This window comes from Pseudomonas brassicacearum (assembly GCF_009601685.2).
Taxonomy (GTDB): Bacteria; Pseudomonadota; Gammaproteobacteria; order Pseudomonadales; family Pseudomonadaceae; genus Aquipseudomonas; species Aquipseudomonas kilonensis_B.
In genome coordinates this window covers 2,900,548-2,916,546 of the sequence record NZ_CP045701.2, presented here as the reverse complement: position 1 = coordinate 2,916,546, position 15,999 = coordinate 2,900,548, and the positions used below count along the sequence as shown (strand labels likewise).

At 59.6% G+C, this 15,999-nt stretch carries 14 protein-coding genes; 8 read left to right on the top strand and 6 right to left on the bottom strand.

The window, feature by feature from the left end; translation table 11 throughout:
- Positions 1-21: 21 nt before the first annotated feature.
- From GFU70_RS12765 to GFU70_RS12755, 3 genes are read left to right on the top strand one after another with little or no spacing between them, the layout of a single operon-like run.
- Positions 22-702, top strand: a complete 681-nt coding sequence (locus GFU70_RS12765) for a C39 family peptidase (RefSeq protein WP_116642334.1) — start codon at positions 22-24, stop codon at positions 700-702.
- Between the two features lie 58 nt (positions 703-760).
- Positions 761-1,507, top strand: a complete 747-nt coding sequence (locus GFU70_RS12760) for a hypothetical protein (RefSeq protein WP_153388143.1) — start codon at positions 761-763, stop codon at positions 1,505-1,507.
- Positions 1,508-1,553: 46 nt separating this feature from the next.
- Positions 1,554-2,837, top strand: a complete 1,284-nt coding sequence (locus GFU70_RS12755; RefSeq protein WP_058544401.1) for a transporter — start codon at positions 1,554-1,556, stop codon at positions 2,835-2,837.
- 145 nt (positions 2,838-2,982) lie between these two features.
- Here GFU70_RS12755 and GFU70_RS12750 read toward each other — a convergent pair whose 3' ends face one another.
- Entirely contained in the window at positions 2,983-4,308 is a 1,326-nt protein-coding gene (locus GFU70_RS12750) for a sigma-54 dependent transcriptional regulator (protein ID WP_058544402.1), read from the bottom strand.
- A gap of 341 nt (positions 4,309-4,649) precedes the next feature.
- Between GFU70_RS12750 and GFU70_RS12745 the strand changes: the two genes are divergently transcribed.
- The 3 genes from GFU70_RS12745 to nhaB all read left to right on the top strand — a co-directional run bounded on the left by GFU70_RS12745 (position 4,650) and on the right by nhaB (position 7,987).
- On the top strand, positions 4,650-4,916 hold the full coding sequence (locus GFU70_RS12745) for a hypothetical protein (protein ID WP_058544403.1): 267 nt from the start codon (positions 4,650-4,652) through the stop codon (positions 4,914-4,916).
- A gap of 183 nt (positions 4,917-5,099) precedes the next feature.
- Positions 5,100-6,389 carry a hypothetical protein gene (locus tag GFU70_RS12740; protein WP_058544404.1) on the top strand — a complete coding sequence of 430 codons (1,290 nt, stop codon included), beginning with the start codon at positions 5,100-5,102 and terminating at the stop codon, positions 6,387-6,389.
- A gap of 95 nt (positions 6,390-6,484) precedes the next feature.
- On the top strand, positions 6,485-7,987 hold the full coding sequence (gene nhaB, locus GFU70_RS12735) for a sodium/proton antiporter NhaB (RefSeq protein WP_058544405.1): 1,503 nt from the start codon (positions 6,485-6,487) through the stop codon (positions 7,985-7,987).
- 217 nt (positions 7,988-8,204) lie between these two features.
- Here nhaB and GFU70_RS12730 read toward each other — a convergent pair whose 3' ends face one another.
- The 3 genes from GFU70_RS12730 to gnd are packed head-to-tail and all read right to left on the bottom strand — an operon-like array spanning position 8,205 to position 11,544.
- Positions 8,205-9,026: an HAD family hydrolase gene (locus GFU70_RS12730; RefSeq protein ID WP_116642337.1), complete on the bottom strand. Its 822-nt coding sequence runs from the start codon at positions 9,024-9,026 to the stop codon at positions 8,205-8,207.
- On the bottom strand, positions 9,023-10,543 hold the full coding sequence (gene zwf / locus GFU70_RS12725) for a glucose-6-phosphate dehydrogenase (RefSeq protein WP_058544407.1): 1,521 nt from the start codon (positions 10,541-10,543) through the stop codon (positions 9,023-9,025). Before zwf ends, GFU70_RS12730 begins: the two co-directional genes overlap by 4 nt.
- On the bottom strand, positions 10,540-11,544 hold the full coding sequence (gene gnd / locus GFU70_RS12720; RefSeq protein ID WP_226921166.1) for a phosphogluconate dehydrogenase (NAD(+)-dependent, decarboxylating): 1,005 nt from the start codon (positions 11,542-11,544) through the stop codon (positions 10,540-10,542). The genes zwf and gnd overlap by 4 nt, the downstream gene beginning before the upstream one ends.
- Positions 11,545-11,795: 251 nt before the next feature.
- Here gnd and GFU70_RS12715 point away from each other — a divergent pair, with 251 nt between their 5' ends.
- Positions 11,796-11,969: a DUF6026 family protein gene (locus GFU70_RS12715; protein WP_165826028.1), complete on the top strand. Its 174-nt coding sequence runs from the start codon at positions 11,796-11,798 to the stop codon at positions 11,967-11,969.
- Positions 11,970-12,335: 366 nt separating this feature from the next.
- Complete coding sequence (locus tag GFU70_RS12710) at positions 12,336-14,075, top strand: phosphoethanolamine transferase CptA (RefSeq protein ID WP_058544409.1); 1,740 nt, start codon at positions 12,336-12,338, stop codon at positions 14,073-14,075.
- Positions 14,076-14,097: 22 nt separating this feature from the next.
- Here GFU70_RS12710 and GFU70_RS12705 read toward each other — a convergent pair whose 3' ends face one another.
- Positions 14,098-14,592 (bottom strand): GNAT family N-acetyltransferase, encoded by a 495-nt coding sequence (locus GFU70_RS12705; protein WP_116642339.1) that lies wholly within the window; start codon positions 14,590-14,592, stop codon positions 14,098-14,100.
- Positions 14,593-14,655: 63 nt separating this feature from the next.
- Complete coding sequence (gene zapE, locus GFU70_RS12700; protein WP_116642340.1) at positions 14,656-15,771, bottom strand: cell division protein ZapE; 1,116 nt, start codon at positions 15,769-15,771, stop codon at positions 14,656-14,658.
- Positions 15,772-15,999: the final 228 nt, after the last annotated feature.

The window sequence follows — 15,999 nt, the reverse complement described above, 5'->3', positions numbered from 1 at the left end:
TGCCCACTAGGCGGATTGATCATGCGTGTCACTGCCGTTTCCCTGCTGCTCTGCCTGGCCTGCACGGCCGAGGCCGCGCAGATACCGGTCGCTGCCCTACCAGGCGGCATGCTGGTCTACAAACCGGTGCAAAGCATACGCGAGCGCAAATTCAGCGACATCGTCGAACAGAAAACCGATTTCAGTTGCGGCGCCGCCGCGCTGGCAACGGTGTTGCGCCAGGCCTATTGGCTTGACGTCGATGAAGAGCACGTCATCAAAGGCATGCTGGTCAATGCCGATCAGAACCTGGTACGTACCCAGGGTTTTTCCATGCTGGACATGAAGCGCTACGTGGAAGCCATCGGCATGCGCGCCCGAGGCTACCGGATACCGCCAGAGAAACTCGAAGCGGTGACGATCCCGGTGGTGGTCCTGATGGAAATACGTGGCTACAAACACTTCGTGGTGTTGCAGCGGGCCGACAAGCAATGGGTCTACATCGGCGACCCGGTGCTGGGCCACAAGCGCTACGCCCATGATGATTTCGTCAAAGGCTGGAACGGCATCGTCTTCGCGATCGTCGGCCCGGGCTACGACAAGACCAATGCACTACGCAGCCCTCCTCAACCCCTGACAGCCCGTAACAAGCTGGACGGTTTCAACCCGGTCAGGGATGCGGAACTGATGGATTTCGGCTTCATACAGAGCGACTTCTTTTAATCGCCGACTTAACTGCCAACATAAGTATCAGAGGAGCAGGATGCTCCGGGAGCAGCACATGAAAACCTCACACTGGCTGTCGCTGGCCTGCCTGCTCGCGACCGCCTCGGGCTATGCCCATGCCGGCTTCAAACCCATCGAAGTCAAGGACCAGGAGCTTGCCGAGCTGCGCGGTCGTTATGTCATGCCCGGCAGAGTCATCAGCTTCGGCATCGTCATGAGCAGTACCTGGCGCAACGCCAGCGGCGACTTGATCGGCGCCACCAGCACCATGCAGATCCAGGCTGCCACCGTCAAACCCCAGTTTTATGTCTCCACCATCAAGCAGACCGGCAATGGCAGCGCCCCGCAACAGGGCAGCGGCAACATTACCGGTGGCGCCGGCCTTGGCACGAGCCAGGGGGTGACCCAGAGCGTACGCGCCGCCGGCGACGGCAACACGGCCTACAACAACGTCAACATCAACGTAAAAGAGAGCAGCCAAGCGCCGGCGCTCATGCCTTCCCAAGGCCAGTTGCTGACCAAGGGCCAAACCATCAGCGGCAGCAATTCCGCCGGCAGCATCGCGGTCACCGCCACCGGCAGCGGCGTGCAGATGGCGATCCAGGCCAACCACAACCAGGGCAGCACCCTGCAACAAGTGGCCCAGGGCGGCTTGCTGCAAAACACTCGCCTGCTGGGCAACAGCAACCTGGTCAACAACATGACGCAGCTCAACGTGGTGCTGAACAGTAACGGCCCCAGTGCCGGCGCGTTGGACTGTAACCTGACCCAACTACGCGGCCTGCGTAACCTCGGTTATTGAACTACGCTGATTTGCGACCATTGGGTAAATAGGGGCGGCATATTTCATGTATCGATCCGTATCGTTGCGCGCTGTGATGTGTTTAAGCACGTTGTTCCCGGCGACCGTGTTGCAAGCGGCCCCGGATGCGGACATCGAGGCCCTGAAACAGGAACTTCTCGAGCTCAAGCAAAGATACGAGGTCCAGCAGAAGGCCTTGGCGGTGCTTGAACAGAGAGTTCGTCAGGTGGAGGATCAACCCGCCGCTCCACCGCCCAAGCGCCTGGCCAAATCCCCGGCCGACATGAAAGGCAACCAGACCGTGGCCGGCGGCGGTGCGGCAACGGCTGGCGGCAGCGGTTATGGGCAGTCCCTGGCCGATGATTCCCAGCCGGCCCAGAGCGTCTCCAACCTCTATGACGAGGCCAGCGGCTTCTTCGGCGGCGGCAAATTCAGTTTCGAGACCGGCGTGACGTATTCGCGATACGACACGCGACAACTGATCCTCAACGGTTTCCTGGCCCTGGACTCGATTTTCCTGGGCAACATCAACCTCGACCGGATCAAGGCCGACACCTGGACGCTGGACCTCACCGGTCGCTATAACTTTGACAACCGCTGGCAGTTCGACCTCAACGTCCCGGTGATCTACCGCGAATCCACCTATCAGTCAGGCGGCGCGAACAACGGCGCAGCCGGTGTCACCAGCGAAGAAACCGTGACCCAGGACCCCACCATCGGTGACGTCAACTTCGGTATCGCCTACAAGTTCATGGATGAGTCGATCAACGCCCCGGATGCGGTGGCTACCCTGCGGATCAAGGCCCCCACCGGCAAGGACCCGTTCGGCATCAAGCTGCGCCAATCCCAGGCCAACACCAACCTGTTCGTGCCAGAGGACCTGCCTACCGGCAACGGCGTGTGGTCGATCACGCCCGGGCTTTCGCTGGTCAAGACCTTCGACCCGGCCGTGCTGTTCGGCAGCCTTTCCTACACCCATAACTTCGAAGAATCGTTCGACGACATCAGTTCCACGGTCAACCAGAAGGTCCCGGGCAAGGTGCGAATCGGTGACAGCTTCCAGATCGGCGCGGGCATCGCCTTTGCCTTGAACGAGAAGATGAGCATGTCATTCTCGGTCTCTGACCTGATCCAAAAGAAAAGCAAGCTCAAACAGGACGGCGGCGATTGGGAATCGGTGACGTCCAGCGACGCCAACGCCGGCTACTTCAACATCGGCATGACCGTCGCCGCGTCCGACAACCTGACCATCGTGCCCAACCTGTCCATCGGGCTGACCGACGATGCGCCGGATTTCACCTTTAGCCTGAAGTTTCCGTACTACTTCTGATGCCCTCTGGGGTATGTGAAGGACACATATCCAAGGACACTGCCCCCCTGTGGGAGCGAACTTGCTCGCGATAGGGCCCTTTCAATCAGCATGGATGTGAATGAAAGACCGCCATCGCGAGCAAGGGTGTTTGTACCGGCTTGAGTCATCGGATCTGATGCTTGTGCAGCAGACGATAGAACGTCGGCCGGGACACGCCCAGCACCCTGGCGGCCACGCTCAGGTTGTCACTGTGACGGTTGAGCACATCGCTCAGGGCCTGGCGCTCGGCGCGGGTCTTGTAGTCCTCCAGCGTGCCCATCGGCGCCACGACGCCATGGTAGCTGGCCAGGCCCAGGTCCCTGGCTTCGATTTGGCGCCCTTCGGCCAATACCAAACCGCGACGGACGCGGTTGGCCAGCTCCCGCACATTGCCAGGCCATTTATGCATACCCATCGCCACCAAGGCATCCTCACTGAAGCTACGGGGACGGCGGCCGGTTTCCTGGCTGTAGAAATGGGAGAAGTGGTTGGCCAGCATCGCCAGGTCACCATGGCGTTCGCGCAGCGGCGCCATCACCACCTGCAACACGTTCAAGCGGTAATACAGGTCCTCGCGAAACCGCTTGTGCTCGATGGCCGCCTCAAGGTCCACATGGGTGGCGGCCAAGACCCGCACATCAACCGCAATCGGCTGGCTGCCACCGACCCGCTCAATGTGTTTCTCTTGCAGGAAACGCAGCAGATTGGCTTGTAGCTCCAACGGCAGGTCGCCGATTTCATCGAGAAACAGCGTGCCACCGTGGGCCGCCTCGATGCGCCCGACCTTGCGTTGGTGGGCCCCGGTGAACGCGCCTTTCTCATGCCCGAACAATTCGGACTGGATCAGGTGCTCCGGGATGGCGCCGCAGTTGATGGCGATGAACGGCTTATTACGACGGTGAGACTGATAATGCAGGGTGCGCGCCACCAATTCCTTGCCAGTACCGCTCTCACCCCGAATCAATACCGGCGACTCGGCGGGCGCCAGCTTGCTCAACAATTTGCGCAGTTCGCGAATCGGCTTGCTGTCGCCCAGCAGTTCATGTTCTGGCTGGTCAATATGGATCGAACCCTGACCCCGCAGGCGCGCCATGCCAAACGCCCGGCCCAGTGTCACTTGGACCCTGGACACGTCGAACGGCAAGGTATGGAAGTCGAAAAACCATTCGCAGACAAAATCACCAACGTTTTGCAGGCGCAACACTTCCTGGTTGAGCACGGCGATCCATTCGGTGCCACTACGGCTGATCAACTCCTTGACCGCTTCCGGGCGCTCCAGGTGAAAAGGCTGCAGCCGCAAAAGGCCGACGTCACACGTCCTATCGCTGGCGTGTTCGAGGGAGCAACTGTCCACATCCCAGCCGATGGTGCGCAGACCTGGCAATAAGCGATGACAATCATCGCAGGGATCAACCACGAGCAGACGACGTGACGCACTGGCTTCGATCATGACTGATCCTTGGCGCCAAAATAAGGAAATATGAGTAGAAACAGGCGTTTGGCAAACCTGCATGTAACAGTAGCAAGAAGTTGACGCACCCTTGTATCAATTGATTATCGAGAGTGCATCAAACTGGTTATAAGCAAGCACCCCGTTAGTTATTGCAGGTTTGTTTCTTTCAGGCAGCTTTCAAACAAAAGCCAAAAAGCCTGGTCTGAAAGAAAATCGAAATTTATTTAAATAATGTGTGACCCGCCTGCAGGTTCGGGACATCAGTACAAGTAACCAGCCGCACGGTACGCCCAACCGACGGCACATCATTTGTTTGGGCACACTTAAGAGAAAACGCCATGAACGCCCCGCTCCGTATCAACGAAGCTCTTTTGATTGCCGACCGCGCATTCCGTCCTTTCCAATGCGTGGCCTGGGCTCCACAAGACGGTAACGGTGAACTTAGCCTGACCGTCATCGACCGCACCAATGCACATATTGGCCGCACCAAGATTCCAAGCAGTGCCTATACCGACCCGATCAAACTGGCCGACCTGTTGAAACAGGCCCGTGCCGAACTGAGCCAGGAAGGCTACACATTGCAATCGTGGTCGATGCCTGAATAACCACTGATAAAGCCTGTTATCGATTGCAGGCTTGGCTCTGGGTTGTAAAGCCATCGTTATGGCACGAATCGCTGCTGTTTCTGTAGAACATGACAGTTGTGCATTGTCACATTCAGGGATTGAATGTTGCCCTCATGCAGTCGTCGCCCTTTCGGGCCGCTCGACACGCAAGGAGAGGCAGGCATGCTCGATCAGTTCGCATTTGTGCCCCCCAGGGCCATGGCCCACGCCGGGCAACTTGACCCAGGCTTTGCCGCCAACGGCAAAGCCTGGGTTCATTTCGAAGACAGCACCTCGAGCCTCACCACCGGGTTGACCCTCGATCACGCCGGACGAATCCTGGTGGCAGCCAGAATCGAGACGGCCCACGGCAGCCGGTTTGGGCTGGCGCGACTCAATCATGACGGTTTGGCCGACCCGGGCTTCGGCACTCGCGGCTGCGTGATCGGCGCGTTCGAACACGGTTTCGAAGCGACGGCGAGCAAGGTGATCGTGTTGCCCGACGGGCATATCCTGCTGTCCGGCCTGCATTACGAAAGCAACGACCACACCCTTCCCGCCCTGGCGCTGTTCGACCAGCAGGGCCGCGCCGTTCAAGGCTTCGGCAATGCCGGTCGGCACATCATCAGGCTTTGCGGCAATCTCTCCCAAGGCCTGCGCGACCCCTGGCTGCCGCCCGGCGTGCCGGGGCTCGAGGCTTGCGACATGCAAGTGCAGGCCGATGGCCGGATCCTTGTGCTCGCCAACCACCACTATCAATTGTCCGACCATGTCGGCGTACTGATCCGGCTCTTGCCGGACGGGGCATTGGATACCTCGTTCAACGGTCGTGGTTTCGTAATGGTCCGGCGCTTGTTGAAAAACACCTGGCTCGGCTGCCTGGTGCTCCAGGCTGACGGCCATATTGTCGTCGGCGGCGCCATCGACTTGCCCCAGCATGGCTTGATTGCCCGTTACGACAGCAGCGGCCAACTCGATGACAGCTTCGGCGAAAACGGCTTCCTGTCCATCCTGGCGCAGGGTCACAGCGTGATGGTCAGCCAGGTCGTTCAGGATGCGAACGGTGATCTGCAGGTGTTCGGCAGCAGCCGTGATCCAATGCATAGCCTGTCGCTGAAAGTTCGCCCCGACGGCAAGCCGGACCGTCATTGCAACCAGGGCCAGTGCCGGCTCATGACAATTGGGCACAACGCCAGCCAGTGGACCGCCGCCCAGCTTCAATCAGACGGAAAACTGGTGACCGCCGGCGCCACCATTGGCGGTATCGAGGCCGATTTCGTACTTGCCCGACATTTGCCAGATGCCAGCCTCGACCCGGATTTCGGCCAGGGCAAAGGCTGGGTTCGCACTCGACTCGGCTACAGCCTGGACACCGCCACCACCCTGGCTATGCAGGCTGATGGAAGAATCCTGGTGGGCGGTTATTCGCTCCAGGGGCATTATCGAGCGGTGGTTTCGCGGTATTGGGGCTGAGTCGGATTGTCATGGGCGAACGGTATTTATTCTTACGCTTGATATTCCTCATTTCTTACGGCAAGTTGCGCGCTTCTAATTAAAAGGAGCGGCCGATGTCCGGTTCAATGGCTCAAGCGTTCGCGCACAACTTTCTTGGGCACTCACCTCGCTGGTACAAGGCGTGCATCATCACCTTCCTGATCCTCAATGCCGTGGTGTTATGGACCCTGGGCCCGGTCATTACCGGCTGGATGCTGGTGTTGGAGTTCATCTTCACCCTTGCCATGGCCCTTAAATGCTACCCGCTGATGCCGGGTGGGCTGCTGGTGATCGAGGCGCTTGCGCTGGGTTTGACCACGCCCAAGATGCTCTACGATGAACTGCTTCACAACTTTCCGGTGATCCTGCTGCTGATGTTCATGGTGGCGGGGATCTATTTCATGAAGGATCTGCTGCTGTTCCTGTTCTCGCGCCTGCTTTTGGGGGTGCGCTCCAAGGCGATGCTGTCCTTGATGTTCTGCTTTCTCTCGGCGTTCCTGTCCGCGTTCCTTGACGCATTGACCGTCACCGCGGTGATCATCAGCGCCGCGGTGGGCTTCTATGCGGTGTATCACCGCGTGGCTTCGGGCAACGATCCGCGCAAGGACAGCAATGTCGATGAAGACCACGATCTGCCGTCGCGTCATCATGAAGATCTCAATCAGTTTCGTGCCTTTCTACGCAGCCTGCTCATGCATGGCGCCGTAGGCACGGCGCTGGGCGGTGTATGCACCCTGGTTGGCGAACCACAGAACCTGTTGATTGGCCATGAGTTGGACTGGCACTTTGTAGAGTTCTTTTTGAAGGTCGCGCCCGTTTCGGTGCCCGTACTGATAGCCGGGCTGCTGACCTGCCTGGCGCTGGAAAAGCTGCGCTGGTTTGGTTACGGCACGCTGTTGCCAGAAAGTGTACGCACCATCCTGGCCGACTATGCCGAGCAGGACAACCGCGAACGCACCGCACGGCAACGAGCGGCGTTGATCGTCCAGGGTATCGCCGCGCTGATTCTGATCGTGAGCCTGGCGCTGCACCTTGCCGAAGTCGGCCTGATTGGCCTGATGGTCATCGTGTTGATTACCGCCTTCACTGGGATCACTGACGAGCACCGGCTCGGCAACGCATTCAAGGAGGCCTTGCCCTTCACCGCCCTGCTGGTGGTGTTCTTCGCAGTGGTGGCGGTCATTCACGACCAGCATCTGTTCACGCCGCTGATCCAATGGGTCCTGGCCCTGCCCGCCGATCAACAGCCCGGCATGCTGTTCATTGCCAACGGCCTGCTGTCGGCCATCAGCGACAACGTATTCGTGGCAACCGTCTACATTACCGAGGTGAAGCAGGCCTTCGTCTCCGGCCAAATGAGTCGTGAGCATTTGGAGACCCTGGCGGTGGCCATCAACACCGGCACCAACCTGCCGAGCGTCGCCACACCCAACGGCCAGGCTGCGTTCCTGTTCCTGCTGACCTCGGCAATCGCCCCGCTGATTCGCCTGTCCTATGGCCGGATGGTCTGGATGGCTGTGCCCTACACCGCGGTGATGGGTGGCTTGGGCTGGTACGCGGTGACTTACTGGCTGTAAGCAAGTTCCTAGTAGGAAACCTTGCTCCCGCTGGCCTGCAGGAGCCGCGCAGGAGCTGTGTAGGAGCTGTGTAGGAGCTGTCGAGTGCAACGAGGCTGCGATCTTTCCCCAGACGCTTGAATCCCAAGCGAAAGATCAAAAGATCAAAAGATCGCAGCCTCCGCCAGCTCCTACAGCCCAGCGGGACCATGTCCCTCGCCACAAAGGCCAGTACATCCTACCGCGACAAGATGTAGCGCTCGATCGCCAGCGCTGCACCGTCATCAATAACGGCAGCGGTAATGACATCCGCTTGACGCCGGATCGCTTCCTCCGCCTGCCCCATCGCAATGGACAATCCCGCGCGGTGGAACATCGCCGGATCGTTGCCTCCGTCGCCCATGGCCGCCGTCTGTTCCAGCGGCACATCGAGGAAGGCTGCCAGGGTCGACAGCGCTTCTCCTTTGTTCGCCTTCATGGCCGTCACATCCAGGTAGATCGGTTGCGAACGCGACACTTGGGCCTGGCCCTTGAGCAGCGGATGCAACCGCGCCTCCAGCTCCACCAGCAAGTCCGTGTTGGCACTGGTGGCGACGATCTTATCGATCCGCTCCAGGTAAGGCTCGAAGCTTCCTACCTCTACGGGTGGGTAGCCCAAGCCACGCGTCTCCACCGGCACCATCGGACCGTTGGCGTCGCGCACCAGCCAGTCGCCATCGGCAAATACCCAGACTTCGATGCCGGGCTGATCGGCATACAGGGCCAGCGTCGCCAATGCCGCTTCGGGTGGCAGGTAATGGACCGCCAGAAAGCTGCCGTCAGGATGAACCAGCGTGCCGCCATTGAATGCCGCCGTGGGCAGGTCGACGCCCAGGGCCTCGATCTGCTGCAACATGGCCCGCGGCGGGCGCCCGGTGGCGAGACTGAACAACACACCGGCCTCACGCAATGAGCGAACCGCTTCAATGGTGCGCTGGTTCAGGCTGTGGTCGGGCAACAGCAATGTGCCGTCCATGTCGCTGAGCAGGAAACGGATGGGATGCTTCATCAGATCACTCATCCGAGGTCGTGCCAGACGCGACTGTCGCGGCCAAGCAAGTCATCGGCGGCTGCCGGGCCATCTTCGCCGGCCTTGTAGGGCTGGACCGCTGCGTCCTGCTGCCAGGCATCGAGGAACGGTTGCACGGCGCGCCAGCCGTTTTCGATATTGTCGGCACGCTGGAACAGCGTCTGGTCGCCGGTCAGGCAATCGTAGATCAGGGTTTCGTAACCTGTGGAGGGCTGCATTACGAAGAAATCCTTATAGGCGAAGCCCAACTCGATATTGGCCATGTCGAGTGCCGGCCCCGGCCGCTTGGCCAGCAGGTCGAACCACATGCCTTCATTGGGCTGAATCTGGATTCTCAAGTGCGTAGGTTGCAATTCGTCGACGTCGGTGTCGCGAAACTGCGCGTAAGGTGCTGGCTTGAAGCAGATGACGATCTCCGTGTCCCGCACGCTCATGCGTTTGCCAGTGCGCAGGTAAAACGGCACGCCGACCCAACGCCAGTTGTCGATCATGACCTTGAGGGCAACGTAGGTCTCGGTGCTGCTGTCGGGCGCCACGTTGGCCTCCTGGCGATAACCGCTTACCGCCTTGCCACCGACTTCACCGGCCGTGTACTGGCCTCGGACCGAGTTGGCCCGGGCCTGCTCTACCGACCAGGGCCGGATCGCCCCGACGACCTTGGCCTTTTCCCCGCGCACGGCGTCGGCGCCAAACGCCGCTGGCGGCTCCATGGCCACCATCGCCAGCAGTTGGAAAAGATGATTGGGCACCATGTCCCGCAGGGCACCGGTGTGTTCATAAAAACTGCCACGGGTTTCCACACCGACGGTTTCGGCGGCGGTGATTTGTACGTGGTCGATGTAGTGGTTGTTCCAGAACGCCTCGAACAGGCTGTTGGAGAAACGGCTGACCAGAATGTTCTGCACCGTTTCCTTGCCCAGGTAATGGTCGATGCGATAGATCTGTTTCTCGCTCATGACCTTGAGCAGGCAGGCGTTCAACGCTTCGGCGGTGTGCAGGTCGGAGCCGAACGGTTTTTCGATCACCACCCGCCGGAAGGCCCCCTCCTGCTCCTGAAGCAGCCCGGCCGCACCGAGGCGGCTGACCACTTCACTGAAAAAGCGCGGCGCGGTCGCCAGGTAGAACACCGCGTTGCCAGTGCCGCTGGCAGCGATTTTCGCCGCCAGCGCCTGGTAGGTGCCCTCATCGAGGAAATCACCCTGGACGTAGCTGATGCCACGGGCCAGCTTGGCCCACAGCGCTGGGTCGAGCGCCCGGTCGGCATCGCCTCCCTTGCTCGCCGCTTCGTTACGGATGAAGTCCTCGAGTTTCTTGGCAAAATCCACATCGCTGATGGCGTTGTGGTCAACCCCGATGATGCGCAGCCCATCACCCAGCAGACCGTCACGACTGAGGTGGTAAAGCGCCGGCATCAGCAGACGCTTGACCAGATCGCCATGGGCGCCGAACAGAAACAACGTGGTCGGCGGCGCGGGTTCTGCCTTGGATTTGCTGCTGATCGAGGTCATTTTTTCGGCGTCTCCACGTGCCCGCCAAAGCCGAAGCGCATGGCTGAGAGCATTTTGTCACCGTACGTGCTTTGCTGACGCGAGCGGAAACGGGCAAACAACGAACTGGACAGCACTGGAACCGGCACCGCTTGTTCGATGGCAGCCTCGATGGTCCAGCGCCCTTCACCGCTGTCGGCGACTTCGCCGGAAAAACCGTCCAGTTTCGGATCGCTGGCCAGCGCGTCGGCGGTCAAGTCCAGCAACCAGGACGACACCACACTGCCGCGACGCCAGACTTCGGCGATATCCGCCACGTTCAGGTCGAAGCGCTGCTCCGGTGGCAGGCTTTCGCTGGATTTGGTCTTGAGGATGTCAAAGCCCTCGGCGAAGGCTTGCATCATTCCGTATTCGATGCCGTTGTGGATCATCTTCACGAAATGCCCCGAACCGGCCGGGCCCGCGTGGATGTAGCCACGTTCGGCGCGGTCATCGTCGGATTTACGGTCACGGGTGCGCGGGATGTCGCCCATGCCAGGGGCCAGGCTGTCGAACAATGGGTCCAGGCGTTTCACCACGTCGGCATCACCGCCAATCATCATGCAGTAACCGCGCTCCAGGCCCCAAACGCCACCGGAGGTGCCGACGTCGATGTAGCTCAGGCCTTTTTCCGACAGGGCCTGGGCCCGACGGATGTCGTCCTTGTAGTACGTGTTACCGCCGTCAATGATCACATCGCCCGGCTCAAGCAGTTCGCTCAGGTCGTTGATGGTGTCTTCGGTAGGGGCGCCGGCCGGCAGCATGACCCAGACCGCCCGTGGTTTCTCCAGGCCCGCGACCAGCGCAGGCAGGTCCGCGACGCCCGTCGCGCCTTCCTGGCGCAGGTTTTCGACAAAAGCGGCATTGCGGTCATAGACGACAGTGGTGTGCCCATTGAGCATCAGGCGCCGCGCAATATTGCCGCCCATGCGGCCCAGTCCAATGATCCCGAGTTGCATGTGCTGATGCTCCCTACTACAAATAAAGGTGTGTCAAAGGTTTAGCTCAAAGTGACTTGTGGAGGTTAGTCCAGAGCATTGCTGCATAGTTTCCGGGTAAATCGCCCGATCACAAAGGATAACGTTCAAAAACCGGCCGAAGACACGATGACCATGAAAAATAAAAAAGTTCCATTCACGAGCAAAAGTATTCAGAATCGGCGCCGATAAAGAGGTGTCGACCAAAAAACTGGCGACATCTCTCTAGTTGATGTACGCCATTTGCGAGGTGAGCAATGGACCCTGTCGTTACCGCACGTCCTCCCCAAACCCTTTATGTGACCATTCGTCGCGATGAATTGCGCCTGCTCAAGGAAGAACGCGATCTGCTGCTCGATGAAGTGACGCAATTGCGCATGCAGTTGCAACACGCACAACTGCCCTACCAGAGCCAGTCCCTGGCTCGGTAACCGCCCCAGAGGGTAGGAGCTGGCGAAGCCTGCGATCTTTTGATCTTGATCTTGATCTTGATCTTTCGCTTGAGATTCAAGTGTCTGGGGAAAGATCGCAGCCTCGTTGCACTCGACAGCTCCTACATAGCTCCTACATAGCTCCTGCAGGCGAAGACCCGCGGAAGCAAGCTCCCTGGCCACAGGATGGGAGCCTCTTCGCCTGTGTTGCTAACGGCTTATTCCCTTCCCTGCGATTTGTATCCGAAAAACTCACAAACTTTTCACAACCGGCTCGCGATACTCCCCGCCTTTAAGGTGCTCGGCGTATGCCTGCGGTCACCAATCCGGTGCCGACAGCTTCGTCGACAAGGTCTGGAGCGCTTGATGAGCTTGTTCAAACGCAGCAAAACGACTGCGAAAGGTTTCGATTGGGCCGGGTTCGGCTGGCTGTTTCTGTTCTTCTGGTACTTCTCGGGCATCACCCAACTGCTCATTTTGTTGAGTAACACCTCCGGCTTCACCGGCTTTCGCCAAGCGTTCGTGATGAGCGCAATATGGCTGGCGCCCCTGCTGCTCTTCCCCGCCCGCACGCGTTTGCTCGCCGCCTTGATCGGCGTGGTGCTGTGGGCCTGTTCCATGGCCAGCCTGGGCTACTTCTTCATTTACCAGCAGGAATTTTCCCAGAGCGTCATCTTCATCATGTTCGAATCGAACGTGTCTGAAGCCGGCGAGTACCTGACACAATATTTTGCCTGGTGGATGGTGGCGGCGTTCCTGGCCCACACCGCCGTCGGTTATTGGCTCTGGACCCGCCTGCGTCCGGTGTACCTGCCCCGGGGCCAGGCCATGGTCGCAGCAGTCGCCATTGTCTTGGCGGTGGTCGGTTATCCGCTGATCAAGCAGACCCAGCGTACCGGCAGCTTTGCCGGTGGCCTGGAAAAATTCGAGGATCGCATCGAGCCTGCGGTGCCGTGGCAGATGCTGGTGGCCTATCGTCGCTACGGTGAACAACTGGAGAACATGCAAGGCATGCTCCACAGCGCCAGCAAGATCGCGCCGTTGCGCAACCTCAAGGATGCCATGGCCAACGAGCCGGCAACCCTGGTGCTGGTGATCGGCGAATCCACAAACCGCCAGCGCATGAGCCTCTACGGTTACCCAAGGGAAACCACGCCGGAGCTGGACAAGCTCAAGAGCCAACTGTCGGTGTTCGACAACGTCATCACCCCGCGCCCCTACACCATCGAAGCGTTGCAGCAGGTGCTGACGTTCGCCGACGAACAGAACCCGGAGCTGTACCTGAGCACCCCGTCGCTGGTGAGCATGATGAAGCAGGCCGGCTACAAGACCTTCTGGATCACCAACCAGCAGACCATGACCAAACGCAACACTATGCTTACGACCTTTTCCCAACAGGCCGACGAGCCGGTGTACCTGAACAACAACCGCAACCAGAATGCCGCGCAGTACGATGGCGACGTGATCGAGCCATTCAACAAGGCCCTGGCCGACAGCGCCCCGCGCAAGCTGATCGTGGTGCATCTGCTCGGCACCCACATGAGCTATCAGTACCGGTATCCGCCGACCTTCAACAAGTTCACCGACCGCCAGGGCGTACCGGCGGGCGTTCGAGACGATCAGGTCCCGACCTACAACAGCTACGATAACGCGGTGCTGTACAACGACTTCGTCGTGTCCAGCCTGATCAAGGACTACGCCAAGACCGACCCCAACGGTTTCCTGCTGTACCTGTCGGACCATGGTGAAGACGTGTTCGACTCTGCGGGCCACAGCACCCTGGGCCGTAACGAAGGCAAGCCGACCGCGCCGATGTACACCATCCCCTTCATGGCCTGGGCCTCGCCCAAGTGGCGCGAAAGCCATGACTGGAACTTTGCCGGGGACCTGTCACGGCCCTACAGCAGCTCGCACCTGATTCACACCTGGGCGGACATGGCTGGCTTGAGTTTTGATGAGCTGGACCACAGCAAGAGCCTGGTCAGCGCGGACTTCAAGGCTCGCCCGCTGTTGATCGGCGATCCTTATCAAACCCCACGCAAGGCCCTGATCGACTTCAGCCTGATGCAACCCAAGGCACCGGTGGCGACAGTCGTGCAGAAATAACTGAAACCCATCAAGCCCCGCTTTACAGGGGCTTGATCCAGAACGCCATAGGCCCGTGGGCCGGGTCGAACATGCCAGCGGCAAAACCGAACTTGGCGTAACTGGCCTGGGCCACGGCATTGCCCTCGAGCACTTCCAGGGTAATCTTGCAGCAACCACGCTGGCGGGCGATGTCCTCGACCTTCTGCAGCATCTTCTGGCTCAACCCGAGGCCGCGAAAATCCTTCATGACTGCCACGTCGTGGATGTTCACCAGTGGCCGGCAGACAAAGGTTGAAAAACCTTCGAAGCAATTGACCAGTCCCGCCGGTTCGCCGTTGACGAAAGCCAGCACGCTGAAGGCATGAGGGCGCTTGGCCAGTTCCTCGGGCAGATGCAGCAGCACCTCGGCCGACAATGGATGACCGCCGCCCATTGGGTCCAGCGCATAGCCATTGAGTACGTGACGGATCGCTTCAGCGTGGACCGGGTTGGTGTAGCTGGCTTGCAGTACAAGGATGTCCTTGGCTTCTTCCATGATCTTCCATCTCACTTCGATAGTACCGGTGACTCAAGGCCAGCGGCGGGATACAGGTCAGGCCTACTGACCAAAACGTTGCATTTGCATTTCCTGGAGACGGCTGAGGGTACGGCGAAACGGGAATTGCAGATAACCCTCGGTATACAACTCATCCATCGGCACCTGGGCCGAAAGGCACAGCGGCACCTTGCGGTCATAGCATTCGTCGACCAGGGCGATGAAGCGCCTTACGCCGTCGTCATGGATCGACAACTGCGGCAATTCTCGATCACCGGCCACGACCCGCTCAACGCCGTCTTCGGTGCCGCGGGCAATGCGCCCTTCGCGCTGTTCGGCGCTCAGGCACGGCACGTCACTGAGCAGGATCACGCTGAAACGGTCGCACAGCGCCATGAAATCCAACGCCGAGAACGGTTGCTCGCACAGGTCGGGATAACGGCTCCAGAGCACGGTATCGCTGGCCTGGAGCGGTTCAAGCAGGCGATGACCGACCTCGATCGGTGCACTGCTCGACGCCTGCCCGGCGGTCAACTGGTTGAAGACATTGCCCAGCGGATCAGGTTGCCCGGGATCGCGCAGCCAATAACGCTGCTGTAATTGGCCTGGGTGCTGGCGATGATCCTGCCAACCGTTCACCGGCACGACCTGCATATATCGATTGATCGCGGTGATGGTCGGCAGGAAACGCTCACGGTTATGGCCGTTGGCATAGAGTTCTTCCGGCGGCAGGTTGGAGGTGCTGACCATCACCATGCCCAGCTCGAACATCACCTGGAACAGACGCCCGAGAATGATTGCATCGCCAATGTCGTTGACGAACAGTTCGTCGAAACACAGCACCCGTACTTCAGCGCTCAACTCCCGGGCCAGGGCCTGCAAAGGATCCGGCGTGCCGGTGAGCTGGAACGAACGCTGATGCACCCACGCCATGAAATGATGGAAGTGTTGACGACGGGCCGGCACCTTGAGGCTTTCGTAAAAACGGTCCATCAACCAGGTCTTGCCACGCCCCACAGGGCCCCAGAGATAAACGCCCTTGATCGACTTGCGACCTTCGTGCAACGCCTCGTGGCATTGCTCCAGTGTCATGATGGCCAATTCCTGGGCCTCGTCCTGGACGAAGCCGTGGTGTTCGATGGCATGCTGCCAGGCACTCAAGGGGGAGTCGAAAGTCATACGGCCCGGGTCCGAAAAACGAAGGTGGGGAGTATGCCATGACAGCGATGGCGGATGGAGCTTGCTCCTGCTGGGCTGCGTCCGTAGGAGCTGTGTAGGTGCCTGTGTAGGTGCCTGTGTAGGAGCTGTGTAGGAGCTGTGCAGGAGCTGTGTAGGAGCTGTCGAGTGCAACGAGGCTGCGATCTTTCCCGAGCCACTTGAATCCCAAGCGAAAGATCAAAATCAAAA